Genomic DNA, 20,034 nt, shown 5'->3' on the forward strand with positions numbered 1-20,034 from the left:
GGCGCTCTCTTGACGGCGCCGGGCAAATGGGATCAAACGATCTACCACCATACGCACCCCTCACCCCCCGAGGCAAACCGGATCGTTGAGACCCGGCTCACACACCGTCCCCGGTCACGCCGGATCCCCGGCCTGCGGCCGCGGTTCACCGGCCCGCTCCGACGCGGTCTCCTCGTGCGCCGACGACGAGGGCTCGGCGGTCGGCGGTGACGACGAGGGCGCGGGGGACGACTTCGTGGGCGAAGGAGTGCTCGTCGCGCCGGGCCGGCTCGGCCGCTGCGAGGGCCGCTGCGAGGCGCTGCGGGACGGCGAGGTGCGCGCCGGAGGCGGGGTGGACGCCTTCGTGGGCTTGTCGGGGGAGGCCGACGAGGGCGTGGCCGGGTCCTCGGGCGAGGCGGGCCGCCGCGAGGGAATCGCCGAGGCATCCCCGACCCGCGCCCCCACGTCCGCCCCGCCGTCCGGGACCTCGGCGCCGCCGTCGGGCGCGGCGCCCGAGCCGCGCTGCGGCGGGGAGTGGGTGGGCGCTCCGCCGCCGTCGGCGCCCACGCTCATGCAGCCGGCGGCCGCGGCGACGGCCACGGTGGTCGCGGCCAAGCGGCCCAGACGGAGCGCAGTGAGCGACAGGGCGCGTTGCGATACGGACAGCTGGCGCACGGGCGGGCACCTCCGGTGCACGAGACGGGGTCACCATGGGGGGGTGGGTACCGTTCCCAACTCCTGTCCCCCGTACGAGGACACGCGCCGCGCGAGCACCGCACAAAGCCCCCACAATCAGCGCGGGGGCCTCACCCGTGTCTCCCCCGCACCTCACCCGTATCCGAGCGCGTGCAGCCGCGCGTCGTCGATCCCGAAGTGGTGCGCGATCTCGTGCACCACGGTCACCTCGGTCTCCGTGACCACGTCCTCCGTCGACTCGCACATCCGCAGCGTCGGCCCCCGGTAGATGGTGATCCGGTCCGGCAGCACCCCCGCGTACCACTCGCCCCGCTCGGTCAGCGGGGTCCCTTCGTAGAGCCCGAGCAGCTCGGGGTCCTCCGCGGGCGGCTCGTCCTCCACGAACACCGCCACGTTGTCCATGAGTCGGGTCAGCTCGGGCGGGATCCGGTCCAGCGCTTCGGCGACCAGTTCCTCGAACGTCTCGCGCGTCATCTCCAGCACACGGCCATTGTCCGGTACAACCCGCATATCCACCCGTGCACTTGGGCATACGGGAGCAATGGCCCGCTCGCCAGTCGCCGCCATACGTGGAGTCCGCCGCCGCATACGGGGGGTTCGAGGGGCTCCCTCGGCGCTCCTGCGCCACTACCGCGACCGCCATCCCCACCCGGTCCTCCAGCTGGTCCACCCGCCGCACCCCTACGTACGGGCGCTCGGCCTGGTCGCCGTCGTGCTGCTCGGCGCCTGGCTCGGCCTGCTGATCGTCGGCAGCGTGCGGACGCCGGTGGGGCCCATGGACACGAAGATGACGCTGCGCCCCTCCTTCTCGGGCGGTACGAAGATCAACGTGTCGCCGCTCGGCGCCCTGGAGCTGCACTCGCACACGGCGCCGATCCGCCTCGACGTCGACGTGGACCGCCTCGACCCGGCCCGCGCCCAGGCCCTCGTCGACCACCCCGAGCGCTTCTCCGGGCTGCAGGACGAGGTGGCGCGGGACGTCGAGCACGGCACGGTCGACCTGGCGCTGCGCTCCTGTGTGGCGGTGCTCGCGGGCGCCACGACGCTCGGCCTCGTGGTCTACCGCCGCCCGCGCCGCGCCCTGGCCGCCGGCGGTCTGGCGCTCACCCTGCTCGCGGCCTCGGGCGGTACGGCGTACGCGACGTGGAACCCGGAGTCCGTCCTGGAGCCGAAGTTCTCCGGGCTGCTCTCCTCGGCGCCCTCCGTGGTCGGCAGCGCACGCTCGATCGTGACCGAATTCGACGCGTACCAAAAGGAGTTGGCGCTCCTGGTCACCAACGTGACCAAGCTGTACGACGCGACGTCCACGCTCCCCACGTACCAGCCGGACCCCTCGACGATCCGCGTCCTGCACGTGTCGGACATCCACCTCAACCCGGCGTCGTGGAAGATCATCGCCTCGCTCGTGGAGCAGTACAAGATCTCCGCGATCGTCGACACCGGCGACACGATGGACCACGGCTCGAAGGCCGAGAACGCCTTCCTGGACCCCATCAAGAACCTCGGCGTGCCCTACGTCTGGATCCGTGGCAACCACGACTCGAAGAACGCGACGCAGAAGTACCTCGCCGACCGCAAGCGCTTCAAGAACGTCCGCGTCCTCGACGACGGGAAGGCCGCCACGGTCGCGGGCCTGCGCTTCGCCGGCATGGGCGACCCGCAGTACACCCCGGACCGCGCGGTGAAGGCGCAGGGCGATCCGGCCGAGCGCCTGTCCGGCATCCGGCTCGCCTCCGCGCTGCGCGACCAGAAGGCGGCGGGCACCCCGGTCGACATCGCGCTCGCCCATGAGCCGGCCGCGGCCCGTGAGGTGGACGGCGAGGTGCCGCTGGTCCTTGCGGGGCACATCCACCACCAGGAGATGGAGGTGCTCCCGCTCGGCACCCGGCTGCGCACCGAGGGCTCCACCGGCGGCAGCGGCCTGCGCGCGGTGGACGACGGCAAGCCCGACCCGGTCGAGGCCTCGGTCCTCTATCTGGACCGCACGACCAAGCGCCTGCAGGCCTGGGACGAGATCCGGCTGGGCGGTCTCGGCCTGACGAAGGCGGAGGTCAGCCGCCATCTGCCACAGGAGAACCAGCCCGGCGCGACCCCCTCGCCGAGCCCTGGGGAGAGCTCCCCCTGACCTCTGGGCAGAGCTCCCCGTAAACCGTTTTGGCGATAGCTCCCTGCATCCCATATGCTTCTCACGTCCCCGACGCGCTGCAAAGCGCGCAGGCGGGCCGATAGCCCTCATCGTCTAGCGGCCTAGGACGCCGCCCTTTCAAGGCGGTAGCACGGGTTCGAATCCCGTTGGGGGCACGCACAACCGTGTGAGAGACTTGCTCTTGCTCGTCTCGCACAACAGCTAGGTCCTGTGGAGCAGTTTGGAGTGCTCGCCACCCTGTCAAGGTGGAGGCCGCGGGTTCAAATCCCGTCAGGACCGCTGAAGTTCCTCGTGAACTTCGTGGCTGGGTAGCTCAGTTGGTACGAGCGATCGCCTGAAAAGCGATAGGTCGCCGGTTCGATCCCGGCCCCAGCCACAGGAACTAGGCCCCGTCTCCGGACGGGGCCTATTGCGTTTCCCGGTTCCTGCGCGTCCCGCACGTCCTACACGGGTGCCGCGTGCACCGGTCCCGTCCCCCGGCCGCCCGGGTGGCGGTGGCGCCAGAACCAGAAGAGGGCGCAGGAGACCAGGGACCAGCCGGCAAGCACCAGGATCGGGAAGACGTGCTGGTTGCCCTGGAAGTAGACCGCCGTGTGCTGGGCGTTGTACGAGGCGCCCGGTGGCAGCCACTGGCCGAGGCGGCCGATCACCGTGGGCAGCAGCGGGGGTGCCACCGCGCCGCCTGATGCCGGGTTGCCGAGCAGGACCAGCAGGCCCCAGGTCGGGATCATCGCCCAGCGGTGGAAGAACGTGTTGAACATCGTGAAGACCATGCCGCAGGTGAACATCGTCAGCGCGAGGATCAGCCAGGACTCGACGAACGGCAGGTCGACCGCGCCGAGCCCCCAGTCCGCGACCGCCGCCACCGCGAAACCGCCGAGCAGCGCGTAGGCGATCGTGAAGGCGATCCGCTCGGCCGGGTTGAGCCCGCGCGCGTGCACGCTGAGCTGGATCGCGCCGACGAAGCCGATGATCACCGCGGCGAGCGTGATGTAGAAGATCGTCAGGCCGCGCGGGTCCCCGCCCTGCAGCGGGTTCACGTCCTTCACCGACACCGGGATCCCGGTCGCCTTGCTGACCGGGGGCGCCGCCTCGGCGAAGACCTGGGCGACGGTGACGCCGGAGGCGCCGGAGACGTCGAGGTGGACGCGCGAGCCGCCGCCGCGGACATCGAGGACCGCGTAGATCTTCTGGGCGTCGAGGGCTTCGCGGGCCGCGGCCCGGGAGTCGTAGGGCTTGAGGTCCAGCTGCGCGTCGAGCGCCTTCTCCATCGCGCCGAGGAACTTCTTGCCCTGGGCCTGGTCGTACGCGCCGGTGACGCCGGTCGGGATGTTGTGCGGCGTCGGGTTCGCCATGGAGTACGTGTACGAGCCGGCGAACAGGGCGGCCGCCGCGGCCAGGATGAGGACGAGCACGCACGCCGGGAAGAACGGTGAGTTCTTGAAGCCGGACCAGCGCTCGGCCCCGCTCAGCGGGCGCCCGTGCTGGCCGTGCGGCGGGTGCTCCTTCTCCGGGGACGGTGGGGGCGCGTCGTCCGGTGCGGGCTCATCGGGCAAGTGCGACATATCCGCACGTTAAGCCAAGCGTCGGCGCTCTACATCCGGACGCGGGCCCCGGCCGCCCCGGCGCACCGGCCACAAAACCGGTCGCCACACATTTCCCCGAGGTGAGATCCTTGAGGACGTATGTCTACGCAGCCTGCCCCCGCCGCCGATCAGTTCGCCGCCGTAGCGCGGCGGATCTCCGAGCTGTCCCTGCGCGATGCGCACCGCCTCGGGCGCAGGCTCGAAGGCGCCCGCAAGATCCGTAAGCCGGAGGCGCGCGCCGCCGTCGTCGCGGAGATCGACGCGGAGGCCGAGAAGGCCGCCGTCCGTACGGACACCCGTCGCGAGCGCCGCGAGGCCCTCGCCGTCACGTATCCCGAGCAGCTCCCGGTCAGCCAGAAGAAGGACGAGATCGCCGAGGCGATCCGCGACCACCAGGTCGTGATCGTCGCCGGTGAGACCGGTTCCGGAAAGACGACGCAGATCCCGAAGATCTGTCTCGAACTCGGCCGTGGTGTGCGCGGCATGATCGGGCACACCCAGCCCCGCCGGATCGCGGCCCGCACGGTCGCCGAGCGCGTCGCCGACGAGCTGCACACGCCGCTGGGCGAGGCGGTCGGCTGGAAGGTCAGGTTCACCGACCAGGTGGACCAGGACGGCACGTTCGTGAAGCTGATGACGGACGGCATCCTGCTCGCCGAGATCCAGACGGACCGCGAGCTGCGCGCGTACGACACGATCATCATCGACGAGGCCCACGAGCGGTCCCTGAACATCGACTTCCTGCTGGGTTACCTGGCCCAGCTGCTGCCGAGGCGCCCGGACCTCAAGGTCGTCATCACCTCGGCGACCATCGACCCCGAGCGCTTCTCGCGGCACTTCGGGGACGCCCCGATCGTCGAGGTCAGCGGGCGTACGTATCCGGTGGAGGTGCGATATCGGCCTCTCCTCGAAGAGGACGGCGACGACTCCGACCGCGACCAGATCACCGCGATCACGGACGCGTGCGAGGAGCTGATGCGCGAGGGCGACGGCGACATCCTCGTCTTCCTCTCCGGAGAGCGCGAGATCCGCGACACCGCGGACGCGCTGGAGAAGAAGAGATACAAGTTCACAGAGGTCCTGCCGCTGTACGCGCGGCTGTCGCACGCCGAGCAGCACCGCGTATTCCAGCGACCCGGTGCAGGAACAGTCCGCCGCATCGTGCTCGCCACGAACGTCGCGGAGACCTCCCTGACGGTCCCCGGCATCAAGTACGTGATCGACCCGGGCACGGCCCGCATCTCCCGCTATTCGCACCGTACGAAGGTGCAGCGGCTGCCCATCGAGCCGGTCAGCCAGGCCAGCGCCAACCAGCGCAAGGGCCGCTGCGGCCGTACGTCCGACGGCATCTGCATCCGCCTGTACTCCGAGGACGACTTCCTGGCCCGCCCGGAGTTCACGGACGCGGAGATCCTCCGTACGAACCTGGCCTCCGTCATCCTCCAGATGACCTCGGCGGGGCTCGGCGACATCGAGAAGTTCCCGTTCATCGACCCGCCGGACCACCGCAACATCCGCGACGGTGTCCAACTCCTCCAGGAACTGGGCGCGTTGGACCCCGCCCAGAAGGACGTACGGAAACGGCTCACGGAGCAGGGCCGCAAGCTCGCCCAGCTGCCCGTCGACCCGCGCCTCGCCCGCATGGTCCTGGAGGCCGACAAGAACGGCTGCGTGCGCGAGGTCATGGTGATCGCCGCGGCGCTCTCCATCCAGGACCCGCGCGAGCGCCCCTCCGACAAGCAGGCGCAGGCCGACCAGCAGCACGCCCGCTTCAAGGACGAGACGAGCGACTTCCTCGCCTTCCTGAACCTGTGGCGTTACGTGCGTGAACAGCAGAAGGAGCTCGGCTCCTCCGCCTTCCGCCGCATGTGCAAGCGCGAGTACCTGAACTTCCTGCGCATCCGTGAGTGGCAGGACATCTACACGCAGCTGCGTACGGTCGCGAAGCAGATGGGCATCCATCTCAACGACCAGGATGCCGCCGACGACTCCGTCCACCTCTCCCTCCTCTCCGGTTTGCTTTCGCACATCGGAATGAAGGACGTCAAGGAGTCCAAGGAGTCCACGCAGAAGGACCCGAAGCAGGCGGGTCGCGACCGCGGGCGCAACGAGTACATCGGCGCCCGCAACGCCAAGTTCGCGATCTTCCCCGGCTCGGCCCTCTTCAAGAAGCCCCCGCGCTTCGTGATGTCGGCGGAGCTCGTGGAGACCAGCCGGCTCTGGGCCCGCGTCAACGCGAAGATCGAGCCCGAGTGGGTCGAGCCGCTCGCCGAGCACCTCCTCAAGCGCACGTACAGCGAGCCGCATTGGGAGAAGGACCAGGCGGCCGTCATGGCGTACGAGAAGGTGACGCTGTACGGCGTCCCGCTCGTCGCCCAGCGGAAGATCAACTACGGCCGGATCGACCCCGAGGTCTCGCGCGAGCTGTTCATCCGCAACGCGCTGGTCGAGGGCGACTGGCGCACGCACCACAAGTTCTTCGCCGACAACCGCAAACTCCTCACCGAGGTCGAGGAGTTGGAGCACCGGGCGCGCCGCCGCGACATCGTCGTCGACGACGAGACCCTCTTCGACTTCTACGACCAGCGGGTGCCCGAACACGTGGTGTCCGGCGCGCACTTCGACTCGTGGTGGAAGCAGAAGAGGCTCGAAACAGGAGGGGAGCCCGAACTCCTCGATTTCGAGCGCTCGATGCTGATCCGCGAGTCGGCGGAGGCGGTCACGAAGGCCGACTACCCGGACTCCTGGCGCCAGGGCGGGCTCAAGTTCCGGGTGACGTACCAGTTCGAGCCGGGGGCGGACGCGGACGGCGTGACGGTCCATATCCCGCTCCAGGTGCTCAACCAGGTCACCGACGAGGGCTTCGACTGGCAGATCCCCGGCCTGCGCGAGGACGTGGTGATCGAGCTGATCCGGTCCCTGCCCAAGCCGATCCGCCGCAACTACGTGCCCGCGCCGAACTACGCGAAGGCGTTCCTTGACCGGGCGGTGCCGCTTCAGGAGCCGCTGCCGGTCACGCTCGCGCGCGAGTTGCAGCAGATGGTCGGCGTCCCGGTGAGCCCGGACGACTTCGACCTGAGCCGCGTACCGGACCACTTGAAGATCACCTTCCGGATCGTCGACGAGCGGCGCCGCAAGCTCGCCGAGGACAAGGACCTGGAGGCGCTCAAGCTCCGGCTGAAGCCGAAGGCCCGGCAGGCGATCTCCCAGGCGGCCAAGGCCACCGCCGAGCGCTCCGGCGGCCCGTCCGTGGAGCGCAAGGGCCTCACCGACTGGAGTGTCGGGACGCTGTCGAAGGTCTTCGAGACGCGGCGGGCCGGCCAGCCGGTGAAGGCCTACCCGGCCCTGGTCGACGACGGCGACACCGTCTCCGTTCGCCTCTTCGACAGCGAGGCCGAGCAGGCGCAGGCCATGTGGAAGGGCACGCGCCGGCTCATCCTGCGCAACATCCCGGTGAACCCCGGCAAGTTCGCCTCGGACAAGCTGAGCAACGCGCAGAAGCTCGCCCTGTCCGCGAACCCGCACGGCTCCGTCCAGGCGCTCTTCGACGACTGCGCGATGGCGGCGGCGGACAAGCTCATCGGCGACTTCGGCGGGCCCGCCTGGGACGAGGAGTCGTACCGGAAGCTCTACGACAAGGTGCGCGCGGAGATCGTCGACACCACGGTGAAGGCGGTCGGCCAGGTGCAGCAGGTCCTGGCGGCCTGGCAGGCCTGCGAGCGGCGCCTGAAGTCCACGAAGAGCGTGGTGCTGCTGCCGAACCTCCAGGATGTGCGCGCCCAGTTGGACGAGCTGGTGAAGCCGGGCTTCGTCACGGCCACCGGCCTGCGGCGGCTGCCCGACCTGATGCGCTATCTCGTCGCGGCCGACCGCCGGCTCCAGCAGATGCCGACCAACGTCCAGCGGGACACCACCCGCATGGAGAAGGTCCACGAGATGCGGGACGAGTACCTGTGGCTGCTCGAGCAGATGCCGCAGGGGCGGCCCGTGCCGCAGGAGGTGCTCGACATCCGCTGGATGATCGAGGAGCTGCGGGTCAGCTATTTCGCCCACGCGCTGGGCACGGCGTACCCCGTCTCGGACAAGCGGATCGTGAAGGCGATCGACGCGCAGGTTCCGTAATCGGCCGACCGCACAGGGTGAGTTCGACCGCACGGCCTGCGCTGCTGTAGAGTCCTGTCTCGCAGCGCAACGAGCAAGAAGCGCCGCGAAACCTGGTCCTGTGGAGCAGTTTGGAGTGCTCGCCACCCTGTCAAGGTGGAGGCCGCGGGTTCAAATCCCGTCAGGACCGCAGTAGAAGAAGGCCCGCACCATTCGGTGCGGGCCTTCTTGCGTTCCTGGTACGCGTCTTGACTGCCCGTCACCCAGCGGGCGACCCGGGGAATGCTCCGGGGTGCCGCCGGGAAGGCCCCTGGAGCGCCACAGGAGCGCCTGTGGGCCCAGTAGGGACGAAAGACTCCCCACGGCGTGACCAAAGGCGCCCCTGTGCGCCCTCAACTGGTGGCAGCCTGGGGAGAGTCGGCGGTACGACAGCAGCACTCCGGTGACGCCTGCGCCCCATTAGCGCAAGGGCGTCACCTGCAACAAGCGAAGAGGCGTGTGACGGGTGTCACCGAAGTTGTTTTGGAAACACCGTTTCTTACCCCCGCCCTACAACGGCTCAATTTAATATGTGCAATTGCACTGCCCCGGGCAGGAGCCCACAGGGATCGATCAAGGTCCGACAAGGGCGCGCACAGACCCCCCGCCAGAAGCCGGCCCCCGCGCACAAAAAAGATCGCGCTGGACCCGGCGGAGTCCAGCGCGATCGGATGACGCTTGCGCGAGGCAGTTGAGATGACGCCTCGGCGGCCTTCATAAGAAGGAGTCCTGTTGGGGCAGGACCCGCGTCGAGTGGAGCTATGGGTGGGTGTCCGACGGGTTGGGGGACCCGAAAACGCCCGTGTTGCTGCGTTGTGCGGTGCCTCAGGCCTCGCTGCGCTGCTGCGGGATACCCGCAAGCAGAGCGCGGACCTCGGCCTCGCGGTAGCGGCGGTGTCCGCCGAGCGTACGAATCGACGTGAGCTTGCCAGCCTTCGCCCAGCGCGTGACCGTCTTGGGGTCGACGCGGAACATCGTGGCGACCTCAGCCGGGGTCAGCAGCGGCTCGGCATCAGGGGTGCGAGCGGTCATGAGCGGCCTCCTCGGAGAACCGAACCTTCTCGGTTCATTCCTCTAAATTCTGCACCTTGACCCGCGTTGCCCGAAATGGCGGACGCGAGTCGAGTCGGTTATAGGACGAACGGCTTGTCCTCGGCACTACAACTACACCATCCGTCCAGCCACGTCGGCCAAACCGATGGAATTGCCCTCCCAGGTGTTCATCAGCGACGGAAGCCGATGGACCGTGCCATAGCGGACAGTCACGCCACAGTGACGATCAGTCACAGAGCGATCAGGAGCCATCAGACCCCCCAGCGGCAGTGCAATGCTGAGTAATCCGTCCATGGTTGGACTTAGATGGACGGAAGGAGCCCTCCCCGGACTCCTTGTCCTATTTTGCCACGAGGAGGGGTGATGGGCGCAAGGTCCCGGTAAGTGCTGTCCATCACGCTTGAGGCAAACGCCCGGATCAGGACGTAGGTCCCGAAGGTCGGTGTGAGCGCCCTCACTTGGGGATTCAGTTCGCGAACTGCCTGTCCCGCGCCGACCGCCAGCGTTCCACAAGCCTCGCGTACGCCTCTCCCGCACCGTCCTCGTCACCGACGCGCAGCGCCGCGATGCCCTCGGCGACATCCGCCGCCGAGTGGTCCTCCTCGAGGAAGTCCTGCGGGAGGCCGTGCACGAGCCCGCCGTAGTCGAGCTCGACGTACGAACGGGGGTGGAACTCCTCGAGCCAACGCCCCACATCTACCAGGCCGTCGATCAGGGGGCCCTCCTCGATCGAGTCCTTCAGCGCCTTCAGACCCCGCGCGACCCGGCGCCTCGCCTGCACCATCGGCGTCCGGTAGCGGAGCCGCGGGACGCCTACGCCCTCCGCCCCGTCCTCGTCGCTCTTCGACTCGTACTCGCGCTCGTCGTCCGACACCAGCACGAACCAGTTGATCGGCACCTGCCACGTGGACGTACGGATCCAGGGCCTGGCGTCGGGGTTCCGCTCCAGCCAGCGCTCGTAGTCGGCGGACGACTGCCGGCGCACCACCGGGGGGATCGCCGCGTCCAGGACCGGGGCCGGCAGCTCGCCCGGCAGCTCGTCCAGGGCCTGCCAGCCGCGCAGCCGGGTGCGCCACGGGCAGACGCACACCACCCCGTCGATCACGATCACGAACGCGTCGTCGCTCTCGTGCACCGGCACGGGCACCGGTGGGGTGGGCAGGAGATCGGCCAAAGAACGGCGCAATTCATCCTGATAGGAGGGGAGGCTGTCGCGCTTCGCGTAGCGCTCCCAATGGCCGCGTTCGGGCTGCGGGAAGGCTGCGAGGGGTTCGTACACGCGCAGATACGACGCGTACGGGACGGTCACCGAGGACACCTTGGGCACGGCTGCTCCCTCCCCCGCCCACCGGCTGGAAAACACTCCAAATCGTCCCACGTGGCGACGCGACCGGTTTCGGCCGTAATTCCGGCCCCCACGCGCGCGCGAGGGTGATCCTTGGCGCCGCGGCCGTGGCGGGCCCGCGCACGCTCTAATCTTCTGCCCACAAGCACCGACGGAAGGCCCGCCACCCGCACGGGATTCCGCCCAACCGCCGCTATGTACTTGGGAGTCACCACAGTGACCGATGTGACCGGCGACGCTGTCACCACCTCTGACACCTCCGGCGCCCCTGGCGTCCTGCACACCCTCTTCCACTCGGAACAGGGCGGCCACGAGCAGGTCGTCCTCTGCCAGGACCGCGCTAGCGGCCTCAAGGCCGTCATCGCCCTCCACGACACCGCCCTGGGCCCGGCCCTCGGCGGCACGCGCTTCTATCCGTACGCCTCCGAGGAGGAAGCGGTCGCCGACGCGCTGAACCTCGCGCGCGGCATGTCCTACAAGAACGCCATGGCCGGGCTCGACCACGGCGGCGGCAAGGCCGTGATCATCGGCGATCCGCACACGCTGAAGAGCGAGCAGCTGCTGCTCGCCTATGGCCGGTTCGTGGCCTCGCTCGGCGGCCGGTACGTGACCGCGTGCGACGTCGGTACGTATGTCGCCGACATGGACGTCGTGGCGCGCGAGTGCCGCTGGACCACAGGACGCTCCCCCGAGAACGGCGGCGCGGGCGACTCCTCCGTACTCACCGCCTTCGGTGTCTTCCAGGGCATGCGGGCCAGCGCCCAGCACCTGTGGGGCGATCCCACGCTGCGCGGCCGCAAGGTCGGCATCGCCGGTGTGGGCAAGGTGGGGCACCACCTCGTGGAGCACCTCCTGGAGGACGGCGCCGAGGTCGTGGTGACCGATGTCCGCGAGGAGTCCGTGCGGCAGATCACCGACCGGCACCCCGAGGTCGCGGTCGCCGCCGACACCGAGGCCCTGATCCGGGTGGCGGGGCTCGACATCTACGCGCCCTGCGCCCTGGGCGGCGCGCTGAACGACGACTCCGTGCCGGTGCTGACCGCGAAGGTGGTGTGCGGCGCGGCCAACAACCAGCTCGCGCACCCGGGCGTCGAGAAGGACCTCGCGGACCGCGGGATCCTCTACGCGCCGGACTACGTGGTGAACGCGGGCGGCGTCATCCAGGTCGCCGACGAGCTGCACGGCTTTGACTTCGACCGATGCAGGGCGAAGGCCTCGAAGATCTTCGACACGACGCTTTCCATCTTTGCTCGTGCGAAGGTCGACGGGATTCCGCCGGCTGCCGCGGCCGACCGGATCGCCGAGCAGCGGATGGCCGAGGCCCGCGGACGGGGCTGATGGGGCCCGGCGCGTAACGAGCATCACGCCCCTCGGCGGGTCGCTCGTCCGGAAGAGGTTAAAATCGCACCTGACCAGCGAGGAAAGGGCTCCTGGCTGGTCCTGCGCCCAGGCGCGTCCTGCGGGCGACGTACCGTATGGGCGTGGGCTCAGGTACCGTGGAAGCCCTACGGACCGGTCTCCCTGCGGGGAGTCCGTTCCAGATCATGTACGCGTGTCAAGACTCTGGGGCCATGAAGCCCCATCACCGAGGGGGTCGAGCCATGGGGCGCGGCCGGGCCAAGGCCAAGCAGACGAAGGTCGCCCGCCAGCTGAAGTACAACAGCGGCGGGACTGACCTGTCGCGTCTGGCCAACGAGCTAGGCGCATCCACGTCGGATCCAATCTCGAATCAGCCGCCGAACGGCGAGCCTTTCGAGGATGACGACGAGGAAGACGACCCGTACGCCCGCTACGCGGATACGTACGACGAGGACGAGGACGAGGACGGCCAGTCCGGTCCTTCGTCACAGCGCCGCGGCGCTTGACCTCGTAACACGTCAGCGGCTTCACCGTCGCTGCACTTCACCCGGTCCGGGGTGGTCACCACGCCGGACCGGGTTTTGTGCTGTCCAAGCACGGGGCGCCGGGGGCCCCCGCGGGGACTACTTGGCGTAGTCCCCGGTGAGCTCGGCGCCCGTGGTGTGCTCGCCGCGGTCGACGATCTCGCCGGCCACCCAGGAGTCCACTCCGCGGTCGGCCAGGGTCGCCAGGGCGACCTCCACCGACTCCTGCGGCACGATCGCCATCATGCCGACGCCCATGTTCAGCGTCTTCTCCAGCTCCAGGCGCTCGACCTGGCCCTTCCGACCGACCAGGTCGAAGATCGGGTCGGGGGTCCACGTGGAGCGGTCGACCGTGGCGTGCAGGCCGTCCGGGATCACGCGGGCCAGGTTCGCCGCGAGGCCGCCGCCCGTGATGTGGCTGAAGGCGTGGACCTCGGCGGTGCTGATGAGCGAGAGGCAGTCCAGCGAGTAGATCTTCGTCGGCTCCAGGAGCTCCTCGCCGAGCGTGCGGCCGAGCTCCTCGACGTGCTCGCCCAGGTCCATCCCCGCGCGCTCCAGGAGGACGTGGCGGACCAGCGAGTACCCGTTCGAGTGAAGACCGGAGGACGCCATGGCGATCACCGCGTCACCCTTGCGGATGCGATCGGGACCCAGCAGGTTGTCGTGCTCCACGACACCCGTACCGGCGCCCGCGACGTCGAAGTCGTCCGGGCCCAGCAGGCCCGGGTGCTCCGCCGTCTCGCCGCCCACGAGGGAGCAGCCCGCGAGGACGCAGCCCTCGGCGATGCCCTTCACGATGCCGGCGACCCGCTCCGGGTGGACCTTGCCCACGCAGATGTAGTCGGTCATGAAGAGCGGCTCGGCGCCGCACACCACGATGTCGTCCATGACCATCGCGACGAGGTCATGGCCGATCGTGTCGTAGACGCCCAGCTGGCGGGCGATGTCGACCTTCGTGCCGACGCCGTCGGTGGCCGAGGCGAGCAGCGGACGCTCGTACTTCTTCAGGGCGGAGGCGTCGAAGAGGCCGGCGAAGCCGCCGAGGCCGCCGAGGACCTCGGGGCGCTGCGTCTTCTTCACCCACTCCTTCATGAGCTCCACGGCGCGGTCGCCGGCTTCGATGTCGACACCTGCGGACGCGTAGGAGGCACCGGAGGGCTGGGTCTCAGACATTGCCTGGGATCTTTCGGGTTGGCGAAATCGGGGTCTACGGGCGACGGATCGCGTCGGACGCAGCCGTGGACGCAGGACCTGCGGCCAGTTCCGTCTCCAGGAGCTGCTTGCCGAGGAGCTCCGGGTCGGGGAGGTCCATCGGGTACTCGCCGTCGAAGCAGGCACGGCAGAGGTTCGGCTTGGCGATGGTGGTCGCCTCGATCATGCCGTCGATGGAGATGTACGAGAGCGAGTCGACCCCGAGCGAGGTACCGATCTCCTCGACCGTCATGCCGTTGGCGATCAGCTCCGCGCGGGTCGCGAAGTCGATGCCGAAGAAGCAGGGCCACTTGATGGGCGGGGAGGAGATCCGCACGTGGATCTCGGCCGCGCCGGCCTCGCGGAGCATGCGGACGAGGGCGCGCTGCGTGTTGCCGCGCACGATCGAGTCGTCGACGACGACCAGACGCTTGCCCTTGATGACTTCCTTGAGCGGGTTCAGCTTCAGACGGATGCCGAGCTGGCGGATCGTCTGGGAGGGCTGGATGAACGTGCGGCCGACGTAGGCGTTCTTCACCAGGCCGTTGCCGAACGGGATGCCGGAGGCCTCGGCGTAGCCGACCGCGGCCGGAGTCCCGGATTCCGGGGTGGCTATGACGAGGTCGGCCTCGACCGGAGCTTCCTTGGCGAGCTTGCGGCCCATCTCCACACGGGAGAGGTACACGTTCCGACCCGCGATGTCCGTGTCCGGGCGGGCCAGGTACACGTACTCGAAGACGCAGCCCTTGGGCTTTGCTTCGGCGAAGCGGGACGTTCGCAGGCCGTTCTCGTCGATGGCGACGAACTCGCCCGGCTCGATCTCGCGAACGAAGCTGGCGCCGCAGATGTCGAGCGCCGCGGACTCCGAGGCGACGACCCAGCCGCGCTCCAGGCGGCCGAGGACCAGCGGGCGGATGCCCTGCGGGTCACGTCCCGCGTACAGCGTGTTCTCGTCCATGAAGACGAGCGAGAAGGCGCCCTTGACCTGAGGCAGCACCTTGGCGGCCGCCTCTTCCACGGTCAGCGGCTTGCCGTCCTCGTCGACCTGGCCCGCGAGCAGCGCGGTGATCAGGTCGGTGTCGTTGGTGGCCGCGACCTGGGTCGCGCGGCCGTTCTCCTTGGGGAGTTCGGCGACCAGCTCGGCGAGGTGCGCCGTGTTGACCAGGTTGCCGTTGTGCCCGAGGGCGATCGAACCGTGCGCGGTGGCGCGGAACGTCGGCTGGGCGTTCTCCCATACGGAGGCCCCGGTGGTCGAGTAGCGGGCGTGACCGACCGCGATATGACCTTGGAGGGACCCTAGGGATGTCTCGTCGAAGACCTGGGAAACGAGCCCCATGTCCTTGAAGACGAGGATCTGGGAGCCATTGCTGACCGCGATTCCCGCGGATTCCTGACCCCGATGTTGGAGGGCGTAGAGCCCGAAGTAAGTGAGCTTTGCGACCTCTTCACCCGGAGCCCAGACACCGAAGACGCCGCAAGCGTCCTGGGGGCCCTTCTCGCCGGGAAGCAGGTCGTGATTGAGTCGACCGTCACCACGTGGCACGCCACCGAGTGTAGACGTGATCCCACAGTGGTCCGAATTGGGGACCGGGGCTACGCGGGTTGACCGGGGCGGATGTGACCGAACTCATCGGTTGTCCGGGGTACGGAAGCGTGGGTCGTCCGGAGTACGGAAGCGTGGGTCGTCCGGAGTACGGAAGCGTGGGTCGTCCGGAGTACGGATGCGTGGTTGACAGGTGTACGTCAGTGTCGGCAGAGTCCCGGTCCATGCAGCCACTCCGTGATCGTGAGGTCACCCTTGTGGAGCGCCGCCACGTCGACCTGGTCCGTGTCGCGAGCGCGATCTGTCTCTGTGCGTGATTCCTTCCTGCCGCTGACGTCCGTCTGACGTCGCCCGTCGGCCCCTGCCCGTGCGCCGGAGCCGCCCATCACTGCTGCGCCGCGCCTCTGTAGGGCGCGCGCTTCGTGTGCCGCACCGCGGCCCCATCACCCCGGAGACCCCGTGCCCTCGCATGCCTCTCGCCTGTCCCGTCGTGCCCTCGGCGGGGCCGCCGTCGCCACCGTCGCCGCCGCTGGAGTGGGGGCCTCGGCCCGCTCCGCGCAGGCGGCCGCGCCCCGTGAGACGCCCTTCCGGGCCGCCACCGGGCGCAGGTCACGGCGACCCAACATCCTGTTCATCCTGGGCGACGACCTGGGCTGGGCCGACCTGTCCTCGTACGGCGCCCCGCACATCAAGACCCCCCACCTGGACCGGCTCGCCAGCCAGGGCGTCCGCTTCACCGACGCCTACAGCGGCTCCGCGACCTGCTCCCCGACCCGCTTCAGCCTCTACACCGGCCGCTATCCGGGCCGTACGAAGGGCGGCCTCGCGGAGCCGATCGCCGACCGCTCCGTCGGGCTCGACCCGAACCACCCCACGCTCGCCTCGCTGCTGCGCGGCGCCGGCTACGCGACGGCCCTGATCGGCAAGTGGCACTGCGGCTATCTGCCGGACTACTCGCCCACCAAGTCGGGCTGGGACGAGTTCTTCGGGAACTTCGGCGGGGCCCTGGAGTACTACTCGAAGCTCGGCCTCGGCGGCGAGTACGACCTCTACGAGGGCGAGGTCAAGGAAGGCGACGCCGAGTACAAGGACCTGCGGTACTACACGCGGATCCTGACCGAGCGGGCGAGCGAGTACGTGAAGCGGGACCACGGGGATCGGCCGTGGCTGCTCAACCTCAACTTCACGACCCCGCACTGGCCGTGGATCGCCGACGGCGACGAGGAGGCCAGCGCCGAGGTCGTACGAAGGATCAAGGCGGGCGACAAGCAGGCCCTCTTCCACAACGACGGCGGATCGGTCGAGAAGTACACGGAGATGGTGCAGGACCTCGACCGGTCGATCGGGCAGGTCCTGAAGGCGCTGAAGGAGTCCGGGCAGGAGCAGGACACCCTCGTCTTCTTCGCCTCGGACAACGGCGGTGAGCGCTTCTCCTACAACTGGCCGCTGTCCGGCAACAAGTCGTCCCTCCAGGAGGGCGGCATCCGCGTCCCGACGATCGTGCGCTGGCCCGCCCGGATCGACGGCGGGCAGGTCAGCCACGAGCCGGTGTTCACCCCCGACTGGACGGCGACGCTGCTGGAGATCGGCGGGGCCCGCGCCGACAAGGCCTACCCGCTGGACGGCACCAGCCTCGCGGGCTACCTGCTGCGCGGCGAGGAGTTGACGGAGCGCGAGCTGTTCTGGCGGGTGCGCGGGGAGCGGGCCGTGCGGCGCGGCAACTGGAAGTACTACCGGGGCAAGGGCGGCACCGACCAGCTGTTCGACCTCGCGGCCGACCGGCGCGAGCAGGCGGACCGGGCGGCCGACGAGCCGAAGGTGCTGGCCGAGTTGAAGGCGGCGTGGGAGCGGACGGACGCGAAGCTGCTCCCGTATCCGTCCTGAGGTCCTGAGGTCCTGAGGCCCTGAGGTCCTCAGGGGTTCTGAGGGGGCCTGAGGGTCCGTCACTCGGCGGCGGTGAGGCCGATCCCGCTGCCGCCGCCGGGTGCCTTCAGGGTGAGGGAGTCCCCCTGGATGTCGTACGACACCTTGCCCTTCAGGACGTCGAGCATCGTCCGCTCCAGCTTCGCGGCCTCGCCGATGCAGCCCATACGCGTGCTGCTCAGCGGGCCGAAGGTGACGTCGTCGCCCTTGACGGTGGCCTTGGCGCGGCCGCTGTTGCAGCCCAGGCGGGCGCTGACGTGTCCGTCCTTGTCGAAGACGAGTCCTGCCCTGCCCTGGGCGGCCTTCGGCACGGAGCTGGTGGTGTCGTCGGCGCTCAGGCTCGTGACGTTCCACTTCGTGCCGACGAGCTTGGCGTCGCGCTGCTTGGCGAGGGTGACGGTGTCGCCGTTCTCGCCGGTGAGGGTCAGGTCGTCGCCCTTGGCCTCGACCTTGTTCCGCTCGGCGAGGACGCGGGCCAGGGTCTTCTCGAAGGCGGCCACGTCCTTGCCCTCGCAGAGCATCATGGTCCGCTTCGCCTTGCCCAGGTCGACGCTGTCCTCGGTCACCTGTGCCTCGGCGTCGAAGTGGTTGCAGCCGTAGTTGCCGCGCACCCGCTCGTCCGAGACGAACTCGAGGTACGCGCTGCCCGGGGCCTTCGTCGTCTTCCCGTCCACGGTCGCGCTCTGCACGCTCCAGTGGACGCCGGTTATCGGGGTTCCCCCGGCCGCCTTCGAGCCGGGGGCCTTCTCGTCGCCGCAGGCGGTCACGGTGGCCAGCGCGGCGAGCGGCAGGACGGCGGTGCTGATCAGGGCACGTGTACGGGATGTACGTAGCGTCGTGAGCATGGCAATGGGACGTGGCGGGCCGCGTTCCGGTTCCGGCCCGCGGCGCGTCCCGTGCGCATCACGCCATGATCGGCAGCAGGTCTTCGAGGTTCGCCCGCTCGCCGCTGGCGCTCACCAGCGCGTCCTCGACCGCGGCCGACCAGGTGGTACGCCCTGTGGCCAGGCGGATCCAGGTGAGCGGGTCGGTCTCCACGACGTTCGGCGGGGTGCCGCGGGTGTGCCGGGGGCCCTCGACGCACTGGACGACGGCGAACGGTGGGATCCGCACCTCGGTGGAGGCGCCGGGGGCCTTGGTCGCCAGCGCGTCGGCGAGGATCCGGGTGCAGGCGGCCAGGGCCTGGCGGTCGTACGGGATGTCGAGGCCCGGCACGGCGTCGTTCAGGTCGTCGGTGTGGACGATCAACTCGACGGTGCGGGTGGGCAGGTAGTCGGCGAGGGTCATGACGCCGGTGCGGTTGGCGAGGAGTTGGTCGCCGGAGTGGTCCGCGAGGGCCTGTTCGAGGCTGCTCGTGGCGTCGGCGTACAGCGCGGCGAGGTCGTTGTCCGCGGCTAGCCCTGTCACATACTCGGCGATGTCCCGCGCGTACGGGGCGGAGGTCATCGGCCAGTCCTGCGGCGTGAGTTCGGCTTTGACCAGGCCCGGCACGGCGAGCCCTCGGGCGACGGCGCTCGTCGCCATCGTGATGTGCGCGGCGAGCTCCCGCACGGTCCAGTCCCCGAGCCGCGTCGGGGCGTCGAGCTGCTCGGGCGTGAGGCCCTCGACCGCCTTCCGCACGTTGCCGAACTGGGCCAGTACGGCGGCGCGGGTCTTGTCGAGGTTGTAGACGCGGGACTTCCTCTTGGCCGGTGGCATGCGCTGAGCGTACGACTGCGTGGGGCGTGACCGTGCGGTGGCCGGGGCCTTCCGTGGGCGCGGCCTGTACCGGGGGGGCCGGGGCTGGCGCCTTCCGTAGGCGCAGCCCGCACCGGGGGGCCGGGGTCGACCCGTTCCGTGGGCGCGGCCTGCACCGGGGGGGGCCGGGGTCGGCGCCTTCCGTAGGCGCGGCGCGCACCGGGGCGCCGGAGCCGGAGCCTCCCGCAGACGCGACCCGCACCAGGGGCCGGGGCTGGCGCCTCCCATAGGTGCAGCCTGCACCGGGGGCCGCCTTGCCCACCCTGCCGCCCCAGGCGGCAGATTGCCCAAGTCGGGTGCGGCCGAACGCGGCGGGTGGGAGCCGTGGTTGGCGGAGGTTGCCCGAGGCGGGGCGGCGTTGACCGCAATGGGCGGGGGAGCCGGGGCTGCCGGCGGATCACCCAAGTCGGGTGCGGTGCCCCGTCGGGCCGACGCCCCCGGAGGGGGCGGGTGGGTGGGAGATGGGCGGGAGCCGGGCGATTGCTTGCAGGCGGGACAATTCGATCCTCGCGGCGGGTGGGCATTTCAAGCCCCTGCGGCGATTGAGCAGCGGGGGCCGGGGCAGAGCCCCGAGGCCGTAACGCCGGTTCGGCACCATCAGACCCGTCGGCGCTTGAGACGCTGGGCTCGGAGCGGAGCCCCGTGACGTGCGGCCCGGCGCCGGCTCCGACACGTCAAGTCCCGCTCTGAGACGAAACTCGCGGGGCCCGGGGGCAGAGCCCCGAGGCCGTAACGCCGGTTCGGCACAATCAGCCCCGCCGGCGATTGAGGCGCGGGGTCCGGGGCGGAGCCCCGTGGCCGGAGGACGGTGC

At 69.8% G+C, this 20,034-nt stretch carries 15 protein-coding genes and 4 tRNA genes; 10 read left to right on the forward strand and 9 right to left on the reverse strand.

All coding sequences use genetic code 11. The annotated features are described in order from the left end of the window. Positions 1-114 precede the first annotated feature (114 nt). Positions 115-654, reverse strand: coding sequence for a hypothetical protein (locus tag ACOKM3_RS20980; protein ID WP_426902574.1), 540 nt, complete (start codon positions 652-654; stop codon positions 115-117). Between the two features lie 153 nt (positions 655-807). Continuing rightward, positions 808-1,158, reverse strand: coding sequence for a metallopeptidase family protein (locus tag ACOKM3_RS20985; protein ID WP_266712316.1), 351 nt, complete (start codon positions 1,156-1,158; stop codon positions 808-810). A gap of 58 nt (positions 1,159-1,216) precedes the next feature. On the opposite strand from ACOKM3_RS20985, the gene ACOKM3_RS20990 reads away from it, so the two are divergent. The 4 genes from ACOKM3_RS20990 (at position 1,217) to ACOKM3_RS21005 (ending at position 3,197) form a co-directional block, all read left to right on the forward strand. After that, a complete protein-coding gene (locus tag ACOKM3_RS20990) occupies positions 1,217-2,800 on the forward strand; it encodes a metallophosphoesterase family protein (RefSeq protein ID WP_426902576.1) in 1,584 nt (527 codons plus the stop codon). Between the two features lie 103 nt (positions 2,801-2,903). Continuing rightward, a tRNA-Glu gene (locus ACOKM3_RS20995) sits at positions 2,904-2,976 on the forward strand. A gap of 49 nt (positions 2,977-3,025) precedes the next feature. After that, positions 3,026-3,100 (forward strand) — tRNA-Asp (locus ACOKM3_RS21000). 23 nt (positions 3,101-3,123) lie between these two features. Further along, positions 3,124-3,197, forward strand: a tRNA-Phe gene (locus ACOKM3_RS21005). A 67-nt stretch (positions 3,198-3,264) separates the two neighbouring features. Here the strand turns inward: ACOKM3_RS21005 and ACOKM3_RS21010 are convergent. Beyond that, on the reverse strand, positions 3,265-4,386 hold the full coding sequence (locus ACOKM3_RS21010) for an ABC transporter permease (protein WP_426902578.1): 1,122 nt from the start codon (positions 4,384-4,386) through the stop codon (positions 3,265-3,267). A 120-nt stretch (positions 4,387-4,506) separates the two neighbouring features. On the opposite strand from ACOKM3_RS21010, the gene hrpA reads away from it, so the two are divergent. Beyond that, the gene (gene hrpA, locus ACOKM3_RS21015; RefSeq protein WP_426902580.1) at positions 4,507-8,529 is read left to right on the forward strand and encodes an ATP-dependent RNA helicase HrpA; all 4,023 of its coding nucleotides are present in this window, start codon (positions 4,507-4,509) and stop codon (positions 8,527-8,529) included. 94 nt (positions 8,530-8,623) lie between these two features. Further along, positions 8,624-8,698, forward strand: a tRNA-Asp gene (locus ACOKM3_RS21020). Positions 8,699-9,372: 674 nt separating this feature from the next. On the opposite strand, the gene bldC is transcribed toward ACOKM3_RS21020, so the two are convergent. Both bldC and ACOKM3_RS21030 read right to left on the reverse strand, forming a co-directional pair. Beyond that, positions 9,373-9,579: a developmental transcriptional regulator BldC gene (gene bldC, locus ACOKM3_RS21025; RefSeq protein ID WP_003949541.1), complete on the reverse strand. Its 207-nt coding sequence runs from the start codon at positions 9,577-9,579 to the stop codon at positions 9,373-9,375. Positions 9,580-10,066: 487 nt separating this feature from the next. After that, positions 10,067-10,927, reverse strand: a complete 861-nt coding sequence (locus tag ACOKM3_RS21030; protein WP_426902582.1) for a hypothetical protein — start codon at positions 10,925-10,927, stop codon at positions 10,067-10,069. Between the two features lie 213 nt (positions 10,928-11,140). Here ACOKM3_RS21030 and ACOKM3_RS21035 point away from each other — a divergent pair, with 213 nt between their 5' ends. Beyond that, positions 11,141-12,283 (forward strand): Leu/Phe/Val dehydrogenase, encoded by a 1,143-nt coding sequence (locus tag ACOKM3_RS21035; protein ID WP_426902584.1) that lies wholly within the window; start codon positions 11,141-11,143, stop codon positions 12,281-12,283. A 263-nt stretch (positions 12,284-12,546) separates the two neighbouring features. Continuing rightward, positions 12,547-12,810 (forward strand): DUF3073 domain-containing protein, encoded by a 264-nt coding sequence (locus tag ACOKM3_RS21040; protein WP_426902586.1) that lies wholly within the window; start codon positions 12,547-12,549, stop codon positions 12,808-12,810. A gap of 117 nt (positions 12,811-12,927) precedes the next feature. Here the strand turns inward: ACOKM3_RS21040 and purM are convergent, their stop codons facing one another. Further along, positions 12,928-14,001, reverse strand: a complete 1,074-nt coding sequence (gene purM / locus ACOKM3_RS21045) for a phosphoribosylformylglycinamidine cyclo-ligase (protein WP_426902588.1) — start codon at positions 13,999-14,001, stop codon at positions 12,928-12,930. Between the two features lie 34 nt (positions 14,002-14,035). Then, the gene (gene purF, locus ACOKM3_RS21050) at positions 14,036-15,562 is read right to left on the reverse strand and encodes an amidophosphoribosyltransferase (protein WP_426902590.1); all 1,527 of its coding nucleotides are present in this window, start codon (positions 15,560-15,562) and stop codon (positions 14,036-14,038) included. A gap of 224 nt (positions 15,563-15,786) precedes the next feature. Here purF and ACOKM3_RS21055 point away from each other — a divergent pair, with 224 nt between their 5' ends. Beyond that, entirely contained in the window at positions 15,787-15,879 is a 93-nt protein-coding gene (locus ACOKM3_RS21055; RefSeq protein WP_353962549.1) for a putative leader peptide, read from the forward strand. 142 nt (positions 15,880-16,021) lie between these two features. After that, entirely contained in the window at positions 16,022-17,446 is a 1,425-nt protein-coding gene (locus ACOKM3_RS21060; protein WP_426902592.1) for a sulfatase family protein, read from the forward strand. A 59-nt stretch (positions 17,447-17,505) separates the two neighbouring features. On the opposite strand, the gene ACOKM3_RS21065 is transcribed toward ACOKM3_RS21060, so the two are convergent. Beyond that, positions 17,506-18,330 (reverse strand): META domain-containing protein, encoded by an 825-nt coding sequence (locus tag ACOKM3_RS21065; protein WP_426902594.1) that lies wholly within the window; start codon positions 18,328-18,330, stop codon positions 17,506-17,508. A 58-nt stretch (positions 18,331-18,388) separates the two neighbouring features. After that, a complete protein-coding gene (locus tag ACOKM3_RS21070; protein WP_426902596.1) occupies positions 18,389-19,183 on the reverse strand; it encodes a maleylpyruvate isomerase family mycothiol-dependent enzyme in 795 nt (264 codons plus the stop codon). Positions 19,184-20,034 lie beyond the last annotated feature (851 nt).

Source organism: Streptomyces nidicola, from assembly GCF_050106155.1.
In the GTDB taxonomy this organism is placed as follows: Bacteria; Actinomycetota; Actinomycetes; order Streptomycetales; family Streptomycetaceae; genus Streptomyces.

Excerpts from the sequence above, each read along its gene's own strand:
- ACOKM3_RS21035 (WP_426902584.1), top strand. The coding sequence starts at position 11,141 with ATGTACTTGGGAGTCACCACAGTGACCGATGTGACCGGCGACGCTGTC.
- ACOKM3_RS21055 (WP_353962549.1), top strand. The coding sequence starts at position 15,787 with ATGCAGCCACTCCGTGATCGTGAGGTCACCCTTGTGGAGCGCCGCCAC.
- bldC (WP_003949541.1), bottom strand. The coding sequence starts at position 9,579 with ATGACCGCTCGCACCCCTGATGCCGAGCCGCTGCTGACCCCGGCTGAG.
- ACOKM3_RS21040 (WP_426902586.1), top strand. The coding sequence starts at position 12,547 with ATGGGGCGCGGCCGGGCCAAGGCCAAGCAGACGAAGGTCGCCCGCCAG.
- hrpA (WP_426902580.1), top strand. The coding sequence starts at position 4,507 with ATGTCTACGCAGCCTGCCCCCGCCGCCGATCAGTTCGCCGCCGTAGCG.
- purM (WP_426902588.1), bottom strand. The coding sequence starts at position 14,001 with ATGTCTGAGACCCAGCCCTCCGGTGCCTCCTACGCGTCCGCAGGTGTC.
- ACOKM3_RS21010 (WP_426902578.1), bottom strand. The coding sequence starts at position 4,386 with ATGTCGCACTTGCCCGATGAGCCCGCACCGGACGACGCGCCCCCACCG.
- ACOKM3_RS21070 (WP_426902596.1), bottom strand. The coding sequence starts at position 19,183 with ATGCCACCGGCCAAGAGGAAGTCCCGCGTCTACAACCTCGACAAGACC.
- ACOKM3_RS21065 (WP_426902594.1), bottom strand. The coding sequence starts at position 18,330 with ATGCTCACGACGCTACGTACATCCCGTACACGTGCCCTGATCAGCACC.
- ACOKM3_RS20990 (WP_426902576.1), top strand. The coding sequence starts at position 1,217 with ATGGCCCGCTCGCCAGTCGCCGCCATACGTGGAGTCCGCCGCCGCATA.